This window comes from Streptosporangium sp. NPDC049376 (assembly GCF_044466505.1).
Classification (GTDB): domain Bacteria; phylum Actinomycetota; class Actinomycetes; order Streptosporangiales; family Streptosporangiaceae; genus Streptosporangium.
Genome location: NZ_JBITMT010000030.1, coordinates 22,353 through 35,937, shown reverse-complemented (window position 1 = coordinate 35,937; position 13,585 = coordinate 22,353). Strand labels below are relative to the sequence as shown.

Below are 13,585 nucleotides of genomic sequence, written 5' to 3'. Positions count from 1 at the left end.
TCTGGGCGGCCGGGTGATGGGAACGCCGTGGAGGTGAACCTCGGTGCCGGCGCGGCGAGAGGCCGTGCACCGTGTCAGGCACGGGTGACGCTCACGGGCCGGATGCCGCGCCCGTTGGCCTCGATGTGGTCAAGGCACTCGGCTCTCGGGGAGGTTCCCAGCGCGACCCGCCGGCCCGCGGGGACCTTCGGACCGAAGGGCCACAGCGCGTGCCGGTTCCCGTCGTTGACCAGGACCAGGTAGGTGCCTTCGGCTTCCTCGAACGGGTCGGTCATGTCGCGGTCTCCGTTCCGGTCGGGCGGGTGGACGTCGATCTCACGTACGGTGGTGCCGGCCAGGCCCGCGGCGAGGAGCCGGGAAGCGTCTTTTCCACGCTGGCTATTTCGGGATGGCGCGGTTTTGCTCCGGAGGTGAACGCGGGATATATCCCGGGCCCTCACGATCCAATGCGTGCGCGAAGAACCTCTGCCGCAGCTCCGCCTCCCGAAAGACTCGCGCCTGGTTCAGGCGGATGCGTGAATCCATGTTTCGGTTGTCCGTGAGGGGATGAGCCTTCGAATGTGCTCTAACGTTCACGGCGTGCTGCTAAAGAACTCTTGCGGAAAGTATGTTGCCCACCAGGTCCTGTCAAGGGGAGGTCCCGGCGAGGCGGGGGTTTCGGTTGGTCGAGCTGAGTCCTGATGGTGGGCCGGGTAACGCCGACCGGCGTCCCGAAGCTCGCGGCGAGCCTTCCCGCCGTGTGTGCAGGGGATTTCACAAAGGTGATTGTTCATATCTTTTGAAGCCGTGTCGCAGAACAGCGTTCGGTTCCGCCGATGAGCGACGGGGCCGGTCACGGACGGTGGCAGGGGAGGCGGGAAAGGCCCATACCTCGACGCACCTGCGCCGGCCTCCGCTCGGATCTGTGCCACCGGCCGCAGAGCGGATCGGCTCGGTGCATTTTCGGAATCACCTCCCGGAATCCGTGCTCGCAGGAGGAGTTTCGCGAACATTAATTGAGCGAACGGTCCGCGGAGCGTCCGTGGCGTCGGCTTCGCGCAATCGGCCATTTCTGAGAGCGCAAAAAGCCGCGAACGCTGCGGAAAGTCACATCGCGTCCGGCCGTGGCGAGCCCGCGTGAGAAGTCCTTACAGGCCGAATCCGGTCGTTCCACCTGTCGGACCGGCGGAAGCACGGAGCCGAAAACCTCGCGTCGCCGATAAATGCGTGGCCCCGCGGCCGCCGCTCACCGGGGACGCGCCGACCGGCCGGTTCAGTCGCGGACGGCTCGTTGCAGGACGGCCTGGATGTGATCAGGGTCGGCGGGGGCGTTGTCGAGGAGGATCGCGGTGCACAGCCCGTCAGAGGCCGCGACGAGGGCGGCGATGGCCGCGGGGTCGTCGGTCAGCGTGGCGGCGAGTTCGGCGATGTTCTCCCGCCAGCGGCGTGCCACGGGCCGCAGTGGGGGGCGGCGGGCGGCCAGGGTCGCCAGCTCGCGTTCGGCCAGGGCGCGTTCACGTCCGGAACCGGCGGACTCGGCGATGAGGCGGGCCAGGCCGGCGAGCTTGTCGCCGGGGGTGTCGATGATGTCGCGAATGCGGGCGGTGTAGGCGTCGGCGACGCTCGTGAGGGCGGCGACGAGCAGGTCGTCGAGGGTCGCGAAGTAGTAGGTGCTCAGAGACGTCGTGGTGCCGGCCTGCTTGGCGACCGTGCGATGGGTGACGCCTGCCGCGCCGTCGCGAGTGACCACGGCAAGGGTGGCCTCGATGATCTCCGCGCGTCGTCTCTCACCACGCGCGCGGCGTCCGTCGATGTGCTCGCCGTCGTCGGTGGCGTCGTCCATGCTGCTCCTCGGCACGACCCCAGGGTAGTGGGACCGTCGTTCAACCGTCCGTGTCGCGGCTCCGCGCCTCCCCGAGCACGGGCACGTGACGCAGCATCTTGAGGCACAGCACCGTGGCGGCGGCGATGACGACCCCCGCGACCAGGGAAGCGATGTTGAGTCCGCTGGTGAAGGCCTGCCGGGCCGCCTCGACGGTCCCAGGCGGAAGGTTCTCGGTGATCGCCACGGTCGCGTTCAGACTGTCGGTGAGGGGACCGGAGGTCTCCGACGCCAGACCTTCGGGCACCGTCACCTGAGTACGGTAGACGGCGGTGGTGAGGCTGCCGAGCAGTGCGACGCCGACGGCGATGCCGAGCTCCTGGACCGTCTCGGACATCGACGCCGCCGACCCGGATCGCGTCGCCGGCACCGCGCCCACCACGATGTCGGTGCCCAGGGCGGCGAGGGCGCCCAGCCCGAGATAGACGAACGCGAAGCCGGCCGTCACAGGGATCTCGTCGTCGAGCCCCGCGGTGGCGAGCAGCGCGTACCCGGCGAGGGACACCCCGAGGGCGGCACCCATGACCGAGCCGGGACGCAAGCGCCGGGCGACCAGGGGAGCACCGATGGCGGCGGCGAACATCGCCAGCGCCGGTGGACCCATCCAGAGTCCCGCGTCGAAGGGCGTGAGCCCCACGACGAGCTGGAGGTACTGCGTGACCAGGTACATCGAGCCCCCGACTCCGGCCAGGCCGATGAGCAGCACGCTCAAGGCCGCGGTGAAGGCCCGGTTGCCGAACAGCGTCACGTCCAGCAGGGGGTCGGTGAGGCGACGTTGGCGCCGTACGAACACGACTCCGGCCAGAACGCCCGCCACGGCACAGACGAGGGCCGGGCCGCCGGGGCCGTCGGAGGCGATGCGCTTGACGGAGTAGACGACCGGAAGGATCGTCGCCAGGGACAGGCCCACGCTGATCAGGTCCGGCCGGCCGGTGGCCGGGGCCGCGTACTCGGGGAGCAGTGCGCGTGCTCCGGCCAGGACGACGAGGGCGACGGGCACCGCCGTCAGGAACGGCGCTCCCCACCAGAAGGAGTCCACCAGCGATCCGCCCACGATCGGCCCGGCGGCCATCCCGAGCGCGAACATCGTGGCCCAGACCCCGATCGCGACCGCGCGCTGACGCGGGTCGGGGAACATGTTCGAGATCAGCGACAGCGTGGAGGGCATGAGCGTCGCCCCGGCCACCCCCAGCAGGGCGCGCGCGAGGATCAGCAGTTCGGCCGTGGGGGCGAACGCGGCGAACACCGAGGCCGCCGCGAAGGCGATCATCCCGATCTTCAGCAACCGGCGTCGCCCGATCCGATCGCCCAGCGTGCCCATGGTGACGAGGAACCCGGCGACGAGGAACCCGTAGGCATCCATGATCCATAGCAGCTGGGTGGCCGACGGGGACAGATCGGCCGCCATGCTCGGCGCCACCAGGTACAGCACGGTCACGTCCAGCCCCAGCAGCACCGTCGGCATGGCCAGCAGGCCCAGGCCCGCCCACTGGCGCGCCCCTGCCCGCGTGAACCGTTGCCCCGCCATCACGCCCCCTTCGCTCTCATAAAATTGAACATTAGTACAACTAGTACAAACGTTCAATTTAATGAGAGCGGGCGTCACCGGCCGGGGCCGGGACGTACGTCTCGTTCTTGATCGGGTAGACCATCAGCCGGTCGAGGCCACCCGGGCCGGACGGCGACACGAGCTCACGTTCCGGTGCCGGTCCGCGGTTCGTCGCTCACGGAGGCGGTGCGGCCTCGCCTCCCAGGAGGCGTCGTGCGAGGTGAAGGGCGTCGGTCACCGGAGTGGGGCCGGCCGCGGGCACGATCGAGGCGACGCCGGCCAAGTCGGACCTGGAGCTGGGCGTGGAGACCTCCGCCCACATCACTGCCGAGCACGACCCCGCGGCCCGGCGACGCAGGCGCCGAGAACTGGTTCTGCGTCGTCCGGCGCGTTGCCGCCTGTACCGGATGTGCTCGTCGTGCGTAGCGCCAAAATCCGGTCGTCCGATCCTCCCGGAGGCCGGTGTGCGCCTACGACCTGTCGCACATGTTCGCCCGGTCGGGGGTGACGGTGTGAGTGTGGTCAGTCCGGCAGCAGGTGTGACACCAGGGTGCGTGCCCATTCGGGAGTAGGGGCCTGGTCGGTGAAGACGGCGCGGTAGTAGAGGGGGGCGAGCAGGGCGTCCGTGGCGCGTTCGATGGGTGGGGTCTCGTTACCCCGGGCCTGTTCCCGTTCGAGCATGGCTTCGAGCTGCCGCTGGCGTTCCGCGCGGCACACGCCGGCGTTCTCACCGCCCGTGCCGACGATGGCTCGTACCAAGCTGAGCGTGTCCGGGTCGCTGAGGTCCCTGGCGAGGTCGGAGGCGAAGCGTTCGAGGTCCTCGCGCAGGCTTCCGGTGTCCGGCACCACGATGTCTCCGGAGAAGCGGCTGGTCGCGACGTCGGTGAGCAGGTCTCCGACGGAGCCCCAGCGGCGGTAGACCGTGGTGGCGTGCACGCCTGCGCGGGCGGCTATCACCGGGATCGTGAGTTCGTCGGCTTCGTCGCTGAGCAGTTCGCGAACGGCCTGATGGACGGCGGCGCGGACCCGGGCAGAGCGGCCGCCGGGTCGGCTCTCGGCGCGAGGCGAGGAAGGCGCAGGACGCATGCAATCAGTATCGCATTGATCACTGCTTTATAATCGCAACGATCACTGCTTTTGTAGTACGTTGAAGCCGCTAACGCAATGATCACTGCGAGATGCTCATGTCTGTTGAGTCCTCCGCCCTCCCCACACCGCCCGTCGGCGGTGCGCACTGCCGCGTGCCGTGGAAGGGGGCCTTCCCCTCCGTGGCCGCCGTCCTCGTCCTCTTTCTGGCCGCGTCCAGCGCCCCGTCCCCGATCTATGTCATTTACCAGCAGCAGTGGCAGTTCACGGCGTGGGTGCTGACGGTCGTCTTCGCCCTGTACGTGTTCGGCCTGCTCGGCTCGTTGCTCGTCGTCGGAGCGCTGTCGGACCATCTCGGCCGCCAGCCGGTGCTCGCCGCGGCGATCGCACTGGAGGTGATCGCACTCGTCCTGTTCCTGGTCGCAGGGAACGTACTCGTCCTGTCAGCCGCTCGGGTGCTGCAGGGCATCGCGACCGGGGCGGCGACGACAACGCTGAGCGCCACGCTGGTCGATCTAGAGCCGTCTCGGGGGCGGGCGGGCGTCGTCACCTCGGTGGCTCCCCTGACCGGGCTCGCCGCCGGTGCTCTCGGCAGTGGCGCGCTGGTGGAGTTCGGCCCCTCCCCGACCCGGCTGATCTATGTGCTGCTGCTCGGCGGGATGCTGCTGGCGGCGGTGGGCGTCGCCTTCGTCCCGGAGACGTCGCCGCGCCGGCCGGGAGCCGTCGCCTCCCTGCGACCCCGGGTCGCGATGCCCGCGCACCTGCACGCCGAAATCGTCCCGGTGGTGCCGGCGATGATCGCCACCTGGGCCCTGGCCGGGATGTACCTCTCGCTCGGCCCGTCCGTCGCGGCCGAGTTGCTGGGGCTGCACAACCACCTGATCGGCGGCGTCGTCGTGACGCTCCTGGCCGGAACCGGAGCACTCGCGGTCTTCCTGCTCCGCTCCCGATCCGCCTCCTGGCTGCTGGCTCCCTCGTCCGCGATGCTCGGGCTGGGCACCCTGATCTCGCTCGCCGGGGTGGCGCAGAACCTTGCCTGGCTCGCCGCCGCCGGCACCATCGTCGCGGGTCTCGGCTTCGGCGCGTCAGTGCTGGCGACGTTCGGCACCTTCGCCCGGATCGCCAGGCCGCACGAGCGCAGCGCGGTCTTCGCCCTGGCGAACACCATCAACTATCTGGGCAACAGCGTGCCCGCCGTACTCGGCGGGATCGCCGTCACTGCCCTGGGACTGAGGACCGCCACCGTGATCTACGCGCTGGCGATCGCGGTGATCACGTTCTCCGCCTTCGCCCTGCGCCTGAACCAGCTACGGGCCAACCGCCGCACCGTCATGGCCGCGTGCGGCTGAGAACCCGCGCCCGCCCTGCTCCACTCAGCAAATGCGTAACAAGTAATAAGGAGACATCGTGACGGAGACAAGCAGGAACAAGAAGCACTTGGGGGTCCAGCGAGGGGACCACACGACCATCCGGTACACGGCCAGCGGCCCGGCCGGAGGGCCGACCCTGGCCCTCGTCCACGGCTGGGCGTGCGACCGCGGCGACTTCGACGCGGTGACCAACCATCTGCCCAAGAACTACCGTGTCCTCGCGATCGACCTTGCCGAGCACGGCGAGTCGCGCTCGACGCGGGCGCTGTGGACGATGGAGGAGTTCGCCCGCGACGTGGCGGCCGTACTGGAGACCGAGTCGGTGAACAAGGCGGTCGTGGCCGGGCACTCCCTCGGTGGGGCCGTCGCTGTCGAGGTTGGCAAGCTGCTTCCCGATACGGTCTCGCGCGTGGTGGCGCTCGACGCGCTGCACTACCTGTCCCTGTTCCCGGCGATGAGCGACGAGCAGGTCGAAGCGATGCTGCGCCTGTTCCGGGAGGACTTCGCCGCCGGGGTGCGGGGCCTCGTCGAGGGAGGCTCGCCGGCGGGGACCGATCCGGCTCTCAAGGAAACGTATTTCGAGAAGATGGTCGCCGTACGGCAGCCCGCGGGGCTGCGTTCCATCGAAGGGCTCATGCGCTGGGACATGGACGCGGCACTGCGCGAGACGAAGCAGCCGATCACCGTGTTCGCGATTCGTGACCTGGTGACGCAGGAAGCGATCGACCGCTACGGGGACCGGCTCGACATCGTTCTCATCGAGCTGGGCAGCCACCACTTCCCAGTGGAGGCGCCCGAGGGCACGGCGAAGCTTCTGGCCGATGTGGGAACCGACTAGGAACTGCTTGGGAAGCCGGGGACTCTACTCGTCAGTATTAGCGCTAAGTGCCGAACCGGCAGGTCAGCGTACCGACATGTGGTCATGAGTCGTGTTCGTTGATCTCGATTCGGGAGTACTGAGCGGTAGTAGCCGCAAGCACTCGTTGGTTTTGTCGGTGAGAGGCTGCAACGTTTGTCGATGAGAATCGACAACGCCCGCCCCGGCGACATGTTCTTGTCGATGAGTTCTGACAACAGCCGGTGCGGGGGCGGCGGCCTGGACACACGTCAGCTCGCAGCGTCAGGCGTTCTCGGTTCTCATCGACATTCGGCCGTCGCGAAGATCGCAGAGTGCTGCTGAAACTCGTGAACATCCGTTGCTGCTTCTCACCGACACAGTCAACTCGTAACGTCACCGACTCCTCCGCCCGGCCGGCGGCCGCCCCCTCACCCGGCCGGACACGATGATCGGCGACAAGGGCTCACTCCACCCGCAAGATCCGGCTCGACCTACGCCGGCGCGGCATCAAAGCGGTCATCCCCGAACGCCGCGATCAGATCGCCAACCACAAGCGCCGGGGCAACCTGGGAGGCCGCCCGCACGCCTTCGACGCCCTGGCCCACAAGCAGCGCAACCTGGTCGAACGCTGCATCGGCGAACTCAAGCAATGGCGCGCGATCGCCACCCGCTTCGACAAACCGGCCAGCCGCTATCTGGCAGGCGTCACCATCGCCTCGCTCGTGCTCTGGCTCCGAAACGCCGAATTATCAGACACCCTCTGGTCCGGACCGCCCGCCTCCGGAGCCGGCACCCCGAGTGGCGACGAAGCCCTCGATCGCGTCCATGTGGTCGGGCCGCAGACCCTCGCGGGGCGACGGCGCGATCAACAGGGCCCGGCCGTCTTTGGTCAACTCGTCATGCACCGGACCGCCGGTGGGCACCTCGACGTCGTCGGTCCAGACGAGCCGCCACCCTCGCGCCAGGACCTGGCGTGCCGCGGCGAGTTTGGCCTCCGCCGCGGCGGTACTGGAAAGGCGCTCCGACCAGGCACGGGGCAACCGGGGCAGGGCGAACAACCGTTCCACCTCATCGGCGTCGGCGCACCAGGTGCTGCACCAGCGGATCTCGACCGTGCCCGTCCGGTGCAACGCGCGGACACGGTCGATCAGAGCGGGCGCCCAGCGCATGCGATAGGCGTGGCCACCGGAGTGGGCGACCCCTCTGCGCGGGATACCTCCCCAACCGGGCCGGGCGACGTTGATCACACCGTCGACGTCGAGCAGCCACACCGGCCGGCTCATCGGCCGGCGCGTCCTTCGGGAGTGCCCGTGCTCATACCCAGCCTCCTGGGGGTTCCGGGGGGGGGGGGGGGGGGGGCGCCCCCCCCCCCCCCGCCGGGAGGGCCTTCAGTCGTCGAGATAGGCGCGCAGTTCGCGGCGTGCCCGGCGGCGGTCACGCCGGCGCTCCTGGCGCAGGAAGTAGTGCCACTCCCGGTATCCGCCTCTGCCGGTGTGGCCGAACCAGAGACCGGCGGGGGCACCCCAGTAACAGCCGGTCGTGCGGACGCTCTGGGAGACGCCGTCGGCGGTGATCTCATCCGGCAGCGTGCACGGCCCGAACCGGTGGTCGTGCACGGGCAGGCAGGTCACCATCGGTGTCTCGGCCATCCGCACCCACCAGGGCCGGGTCTTGTCAGTCTTGCTCATACGGTCACCTTTCGGCTCCGCGACGCCCCGGGATGGGGCCGTCACAAGACCGGATGCACCGCGATCACCTCCAGACGTGTAACCCGATCACGACGATACAGCGGGCCCTCAGGTGCCGACGAGACCCTCGTCACCCCCGGGTCAGGACGAATGCGCCCCACCGAAGGCGTCGCGGGCCCAGGCGGCGAAGCCGGTCATGGTCAGCCCGAACGCGTGCGCGTGCTCCGGGTGGGCCGCCTGGCCGAGGACGTTCATCTGTTGCTGCATGTTGACCATCATGGGCGGAAGCCCCCGCGCGACGGCCTGTTCGGCGGACAGGACGGGAGCCTCGACCGTACGGCCCAGCACCCCGGACAGGATCTCGGCGATCTCGGTCATCGTCAGGAGGTCGCCGGCGAGCTCGACGTCGGCGCCGGTGAACCTCGCCGGGTCGGCGAAGGCGGCGGCGGCCGCCGCGCCGATGTCCGGAACCGCCACCAGTGACAGTCTCGTGTCCTTCGCGAACGCCGTCACGAATCCCTGTTCCGCCCAGTCGCCGAACATGTAGGACCGGCCGAGCAGGTTCTCCATGAAGGTCGCGGGCTTCAGGATCGTCCAGTGGGGGAATCCCGCGGTGCGTACGAGGTCGTCCACGTGGGCCTTGCTCGCCCAGTAGTGGCGGCTCCACTCGTCGGGCGTCCAGCCGGGCACGGCCCGGACCTCGTCTCCGGCTCCGGAGACCGAGGTGTGCACGAACTGCGCCACACCGGCCGCTCTGGCGGCCTCGACCAGGTTGCGGCCGCGGACGGCCTCGCCGTCGGACATGAGATTGGTGAGGTCCGGGAGCTGCACCGAGAACACTCCGCGGACACCGGTCACCGCGGCCGTCAGGGACGCGGGATCGTCGAGGTCTCCGAGCACCGGTTCGGCGCCGAGCGCCAGGACGGCCCTGGCCGGCTCGGACTCCGGATCTCTGAGAAGGACCCGCACGGGTGTTCCCGCGGCGAGGAGGGCTCGCGCGACCGCGCCGCCCTGCTTGCCGGTCGCACCGGTGACGAGCACTGGATCAGGCATGACAGGCCTCCACCAATAAGTGGGGTGACACCCCGTTTTCACTTCTCAGGGTAAGATATGGGGGACCACCCCACTTGGCAAGCGGCAGGAGACACGGTGCGGGAGACCAGGGAAGAACGGCCGAAGCGCGCAGACGCGCGGCGCAACCGCGACCGGATCCTGGCCGCGGCCCAGATCGCCATCGCCAGGGACGGCGTCGACGCCTCGCTGGAGGAGATCGCCAGGCAGGCCGGGGTCGGTTCGGCGACGCTGCACCGGCACTTCCCCTCCCGCCTGGCGCTGCTGGAGACGGTGTTCCTCGACCGCGTCGAGACGCTGTGCTCCCAGGCTCGCGAGCTGGCTGCGGAGCCGGACCCCGGGGCCGCGCTCGTCACCTGGCTCAGGGCCATCGGCACCTACGCCGCCAACGTGCGCGGGCTCGCCCCGTCACTGCTGCTGAGCGCCCACGAGCTCGAACACCGGGAACGGAACGTGACCTGCCACAGAAAGATCAGCGGCGCCGGTGAGGAGTTGCTGACCCGGGCCCGGCTGGCGGGGGCCGTACGCCCTGAGGTGTCCATCGACGACCTGCTCACCCTCGTCAACGCCATCTCGGCGGCGACCGAGCGGCACGCCGACGCGTCCGCCGCGACCGACCGCCTGCTCCTGCTCGCCCTCGACGGAATCCGCTCCCCGGCGCCGCCGGGGCCGTAGCCCGGTCCCGTGAACCGGCGCGCCGTCCACGGTGGGACGCGGCGGCACGGGTGCGGGTCAGGCGGGCTCTTCGCCCGTCTCCTTGGCGAAGGGAACGCCGCGAAGGCTGAGCAGTACCAGCGCGGCACCCCCGCAGGTGAGCGCGATGTCGGCGACGTTGCCCACGAACGGGCCGTAGTCGATGAAGTCCACGACGTGCCCGCGGGCGAAGCCGGGCTCACGGAGGAGCCGGTCGCCCAGGTGGGACACCGCGCCGCCGAGCAGCGCGCCCAGCACGAGCGCCCAGCCTGGGGAGGCCACGCGGCGGGCGGTGTAGAGGATGCCACCCACCGCGGCCGCCGCGACCAGGGCGAACACCCACGTGGCGTTCTCTCCCAGGGAGAAGGCGGCGCCGGGGTTGTACAGCAGCCGGAAGTGGATCAGCGGGGGGAACACGGGGACACGCTCGGTCTCGGACAGTGCGGAGACCGCCCAGAACTTGGTGAGCTGGTCCAGGAGCGCGACCACCGCGGCCAGCGCGAGCATGATGCCGTACAGCCGCCTCGAACCCCGCTCCGATCGCATCATTCAAGGCCTCCGTACCACCGTGTCCGAACCAGGATTCCTCCGAGCCTACCGAGGCGTTTTCCGAGGTGCCGCCACGCCTTCGAGCAGGGCGTCGCGTTGCGCCGGGCTCAGGCGGTCCGGCCTGGGGGCGGCGGCGAACGCGCCGCTCCCGGCCCGTTCCACGACGAACGGGTCGGCGAGGACCGGACGGCGGCCGATCGCGTCCAGGGCGCCGGCCGCCCGCCGTACGGGCCAGCCCAGTGCCGTGGCGAGTTCGTCCACGGTGAGCGGCCGGGCGGCGTACACCAGCGCGGAGACCACCGTCAGCGCGTCACGGACGACGGCGTTGGTGAGATCACTGCCGTTCATCTGCTCGCTGATCCAGGTGAAGAACTGAGCCATCCGGCCCAGCCGGGCGCCGGTGGGCGTGTCGGCGCCGAAGATCTCGATCCCGCGCCGAGCCTCCGTCGCGACCTCGGCGTGCGCCCCGGTGTCGGCCCTGAACGCCCGGAGCCAGACGTCGTCGTCGACGACGTACCGTTCACGGCGCCCCGAGTCCCGGGTGCGCCCGACCAGCTCGATCGCCTCAAGGTAACCGACGGCCTTGGACACCGAGGCGGGGCTGACCCGCAGCCCGCGCACGAGTTCGGCGGACGTCAGGTCTCCTGAGCCGGAGGTGAGCAGGCAGGCGAACACGCGGGCGGCCATCCGGGGAAGGCCGACCCCGACCAGCGGGGCCGCGAGCCGCTCCACGAAACCGTGCACGGACTCGGCCGACCGCTCGCCGGCCGGTGGACACGTGGCCTGGACCGGTCTGCGACGGCGGGCCCGCTGTCCGGTGGCCTGCTGCGCACGGTCGGCCAGATAGCCACCGGGCGCGCTGTTGCGTGCCACCTCGCGGCTGATCGTGGAGGTGGGCCTGCCCAGCCGTCTGGCGATCTCGGCGTATCCCAGCCCCTCGGCCAGCCAGGTCGCGATCCGCCGGCGGTCCTCGTGGGTCAGCCTGTCTCCGGGCATCGGCTCGCCCCTGTCGGTTCGGGTTCACGGGTGCGTTCACCAACAATACATTGCAACGAACGATCGGCATGGATTGCATTTATCAACAATGTCATTGCAACGATTTTCACAAAATCCCAGCGAAGACGCGCATCGTTAAGGTTTATTCGTTGACGAGTTTTGAAACGCAACGTAGCCTTTCCGCATCTGGAAAAGATTGGAGCCCCTTGTGACGAGAGCGTTGGACGTGCCCCGGATACGGGCTCACGTCGCCGGACTGCTCGCGGAGTACCGGATCCCGAGCGCCGTGATCGGCGTCCTCAGCGACGGGGAGATCACCGACTTCGCGGTCGGCGTCAAGGACGTCTCCACGGGAGAGCCCGCGACGACCGACACCGTCTACCGGTGCGGCTCGGTGTCCAAGACATGGACCGCCCTCGCCTTCATGCGGTTCGTCGACGAGGGAAGGGTCTCCCTGGACGAGCCGGTGCGGACCTACCTCCCGGGTTTCCGGGTCGCCGACCCCGAGGTCGGTGCCAGGGTCACCCCCCGTCACCTCCTCAACCACACCAACGGCATCGAGGAGAGCTACGGAGATCCGGGGGAGGGGGACGACGTGTACGAGCGCATGGTGGAGAACATCGCCGGCGCGTCACAGGTCCACCCCCTGGGTCACACCCACGGCTACAGCGCGGCCCTCGGCTACGCGATCCTCGCCCGCGTCATGGAGGTGGCCGACGGCAGGCGGTGGGACGACATCATGAGGGACCGCCTGTTCGGTCCCCTGGGGCTGACCTCGACGAGCAGCAGGCATGAGCACGTCGACCGGAACCGGGCCGCGACCGGATATCTGATCCGGTCCCTCGACGAGGGCCCCGTCCTCTCACCGCTGGGCCACCTGCCGCGCTCCTTCGGCCCCGGAGGCAACATCAGCACGACGGCCAGGGAAACGCTCATGATGGCCTCCGTCTTCCTCAACGAGGGAAAGGCACCGGACGGGACCAGGATCGTCTCGCCCGAGATCATCCGTGAGATAACGGAATCCCGGGTCGCCGTACCCGACCCGTACATGTTCGGGCCGGAATGGGCGCTCGGTCTCATTGTGTGCGACTGGCACGGCCAGACCGTCTACGCCCACGACGGCAGCGCGGTCAGCCAGAGCGCCCGCCTGCGGATCCTGCCGGAGTCGAACATCGCCATCACGATGCTGACGAACGCCGGGCCGCGCGACAGCTTCTACCGGAGGGTGTTCAACGAGATCCTCGCCGACCTCGGCACGGTCACGATCCCCGACCTGCCGAAGCCCGCCCCGGTCCCGGCCCTCGACCTGTCCAGGTACGAAGGCTCCTACGGGCGGCCCGGCACCCGCTACGAGGTGGTGGCCGAAGACGGGAGACTCCACCTCGGGCTCACCCTGAACCCCATGGAGGCGAAACTCCTCAACAGGCCGGAACGGCTCGAATACGAGCTTCTCCCGATCAGCGAGACACATTTCCTGATGCCTTCCGGCGACCCGCTGGAGGACCCGCAGACCGTCGCGATCTACGACTTCGAAGACGGGGCCGCGCGGTACCTCCACATCAACTGCCGGGTGCATCCGAGAACGAACAAGGAGAGTGCCACAGTGCACGTCATGACCGTTTCCACGATCTCCGACAGCGAGGGCTTCTGGAACTCCCTGAAGAAGGCGTACGGCCTGCTGCCCAGGGGGGCGGGATGGACGCTGGCGGTGGCGAGCGCCGACGGCGACAGGGCGGTGAACGTCATCGTCCACGACTCGGTCGACGGTGTCAGGAGCTTCCTCGAAGAGCACGTCGGCCCCTTCGCCACCACCGAGTACTTCGAGGCCGACGCCTCAAACGCGGTCGGGCTCCCGGCGGTGTGACCGCCCTCGGCGGAACGGTG

General features: G+C 69.4%; 14 protein-coding genes. 4 read left to right on the top strand and 10 right to left on the bottom strand.

The genetic code is table 11. From position 1 onward, the window contains the following. Positions 1-74: 74 nt before the first annotated feature. The 4 genes from ACIBVQ_RS37930 to ACIBVQ_RS37915 form a co-directional block, all read right to left on the bottom strand. Positions 75-275: an MbtH family protein gene (locus ACIBVQ_RS37930; RefSeq protein WP_399183626.1), complete on the bottom strand. Its 201-nt coding sequence runs from the start codon at positions 273-275 to the stop codon at positions 75-77. A 977-nt stretch (positions 276-1,252) separates the two neighbouring features. Continuing rightward, positions 1,253-1,822: a TetR family transcriptional regulator gene (locus tag ACIBVQ_RS37925; RefSeq protein WP_352012426.1), complete on the bottom strand. Its 570-nt coding sequence runs from the start codon at positions 1,820-1,822 to the stop codon at positions 1,253-1,255. A 40-nt stretch (positions 1,823-1,862) separates the two neighbouring features. After that, a complete protein-coding gene (locus ACIBVQ_RS37920; RefSeq protein WP_399183624.1) occupies positions 1,863-3,389 on the bottom strand; it encodes an MFS transporter in 1,527 nt (508 codons plus the stop codon). Between the two features lie 543 nt (positions 3,390-3,932). After that, positions 3,933-4,496 carry a TetR-like C-terminal domain-containing protein gene (locus ACIBVQ_RS37915; protein ID WP_399183622.1) on the bottom strand — a complete coding sequence of 188 codons (564 nt, stop codon included), beginning with the start codon at positions 4,494-4,496 and terminating at the stop codon, positions 3,933-3,935. Positions 4,497-4,594: 98 nt separating this feature from the next. Between ACIBVQ_RS37915 and ACIBVQ_RS37910 the strand changes: the two genes are divergently transcribed. Beyond that, the gene (locus tag ACIBVQ_RS37910) at positions 4,595-5,845 is read left to right on the top strand and encodes an MFS transporter (RefSeq protein ID WP_399183620.1); all 1,251 of its coding nucleotides are present in this window, start codon (positions 4,595-4,597) and stop codon (positions 5,843-5,845) included. A 58-nt stretch (positions 5,846-5,903) separates the two neighbouring features. Then, positions 5,904-6,704 carry an alpha/beta fold hydrolase gene (locus tag ACIBVQ_RS37905; RefSeq protein WP_399183618.1) on the top strand — a complete coding sequence of 267 codons (801 nt, stop codon included), beginning with the start codon at positions 5,904-5,906 and terminating at the stop codon, positions 6,702-6,704. 491 nt (positions 6,705-7,195) lie between these two features. Here ACIBVQ_RS37905 and ACIBVQ_RS37900 read toward each other — a convergent pair whose 3' ends face one another. The 4 genes from ACIBVQ_RS37900 to ACIBVQ_RS37885 all read right to left on the bottom strand — a co-directional run bounded on the left by ACIBVQ_RS37900 (position 7,196) and on the right by ACIBVQ_RS37885 (position 9,445). Beyond that, complete coding sequence (locus ACIBVQ_RS37900) at positions 7,196-7,354, bottom strand: hypothetical protein (RefSeq protein ID WP_386197079.1); 159 nt, start codon at positions 7,352-7,354, stop codon at positions 7,196-7,198. Positions 7,355-7,453: 99 nt separating this feature from the next. Beyond that, positions 7,454-7,987, bottom strand: coding sequence for a hypothetical protein (locus tag ACIBVQ_RS37895; RefSeq protein WP_399183616.1), 534 nt, complete (start codon positions 7,985-7,987; stop codon positions 7,454-7,456). A 105-nt stretch (positions 7,988-8,092) separates the two neighbouring features. Next, on the bottom strand, positions 8,093-8,392 hold the full coding sequence (locus tag ACIBVQ_RS37890) for a hypothetical protein (protein WP_352012278.1): 300 nt from the start codon (positions 8,390-8,392) through the stop codon (positions 8,093-8,095). A gap of 141 nt (positions 8,393-8,533) precedes the next feature. After that, complete coding sequence (locus ACIBVQ_RS37885; RefSeq protein WP_399183614.1) at positions 8,534-9,445, bottom strand: NmrA/HSCARG family protein; 912 nt, start codon at positions 9,443-9,445, stop codon at positions 8,534-8,536. A gap of 96 nt (positions 9,446-9,541) precedes the next feature. Between ACIBVQ_RS37885 and ACIBVQ_RS37880 the strand changes: the two genes are divergently transcribed. Then, positions 9,542-10,138 (top strand): TetR/AcrR family transcriptional regulator, encoded by a 597-nt coding sequence (locus tag ACIBVQ_RS37880; RefSeq protein ID WP_399183612.1) that lies wholly within the window; start codon positions 9,542-9,544, stop codon positions 10,136-10,138. Positions 10,139-10,195: 57 nt separating this feature from the next. On the opposite strand, the gene ACIBVQ_RS37875 is transcribed toward ACIBVQ_RS37880, so the two are convergent. Beyond that, the gene (locus tag ACIBVQ_RS37875) at positions 10,196-10,705 is read right to left on the bottom strand and encodes a signal peptidase II (RefSeq protein WP_399183610.1); all 510 of its coding nucleotides are present in this window, start codon (positions 10,703-10,705) and stop codon (positions 10,196-10,198) included. 45 nt (positions 10,706-10,750) lie between these two features. Beyond that, a complete protein-coding gene (locus ACIBVQ_RS37870) occupies positions 10,751-11,701 on the bottom strand; it encodes a helix-turn-helix domain-containing protein (protein WP_399183607.1) in 951 nt (316 codons plus the stop codon). A gap of 208 nt (positions 11,702-11,909) precedes the next feature. On the opposite strand from ACIBVQ_RS37870, the gene ACIBVQ_RS37865 reads away from it, so the two are divergent. Further along, positions 11,910-13,565 carry a serine hydrolase gene (locus tag ACIBVQ_RS37865; protein WP_399183605.1) on the top strand — a complete coding sequence of 552 codons (1,656 nt, stop codon included), beginning with the start codon at positions 11,910-11,912 and terminating at the stop codon, positions 13,563-13,565. The last annotated feature ends 20 nt before the right edge of the window (positions 13,566-13,585 follow it).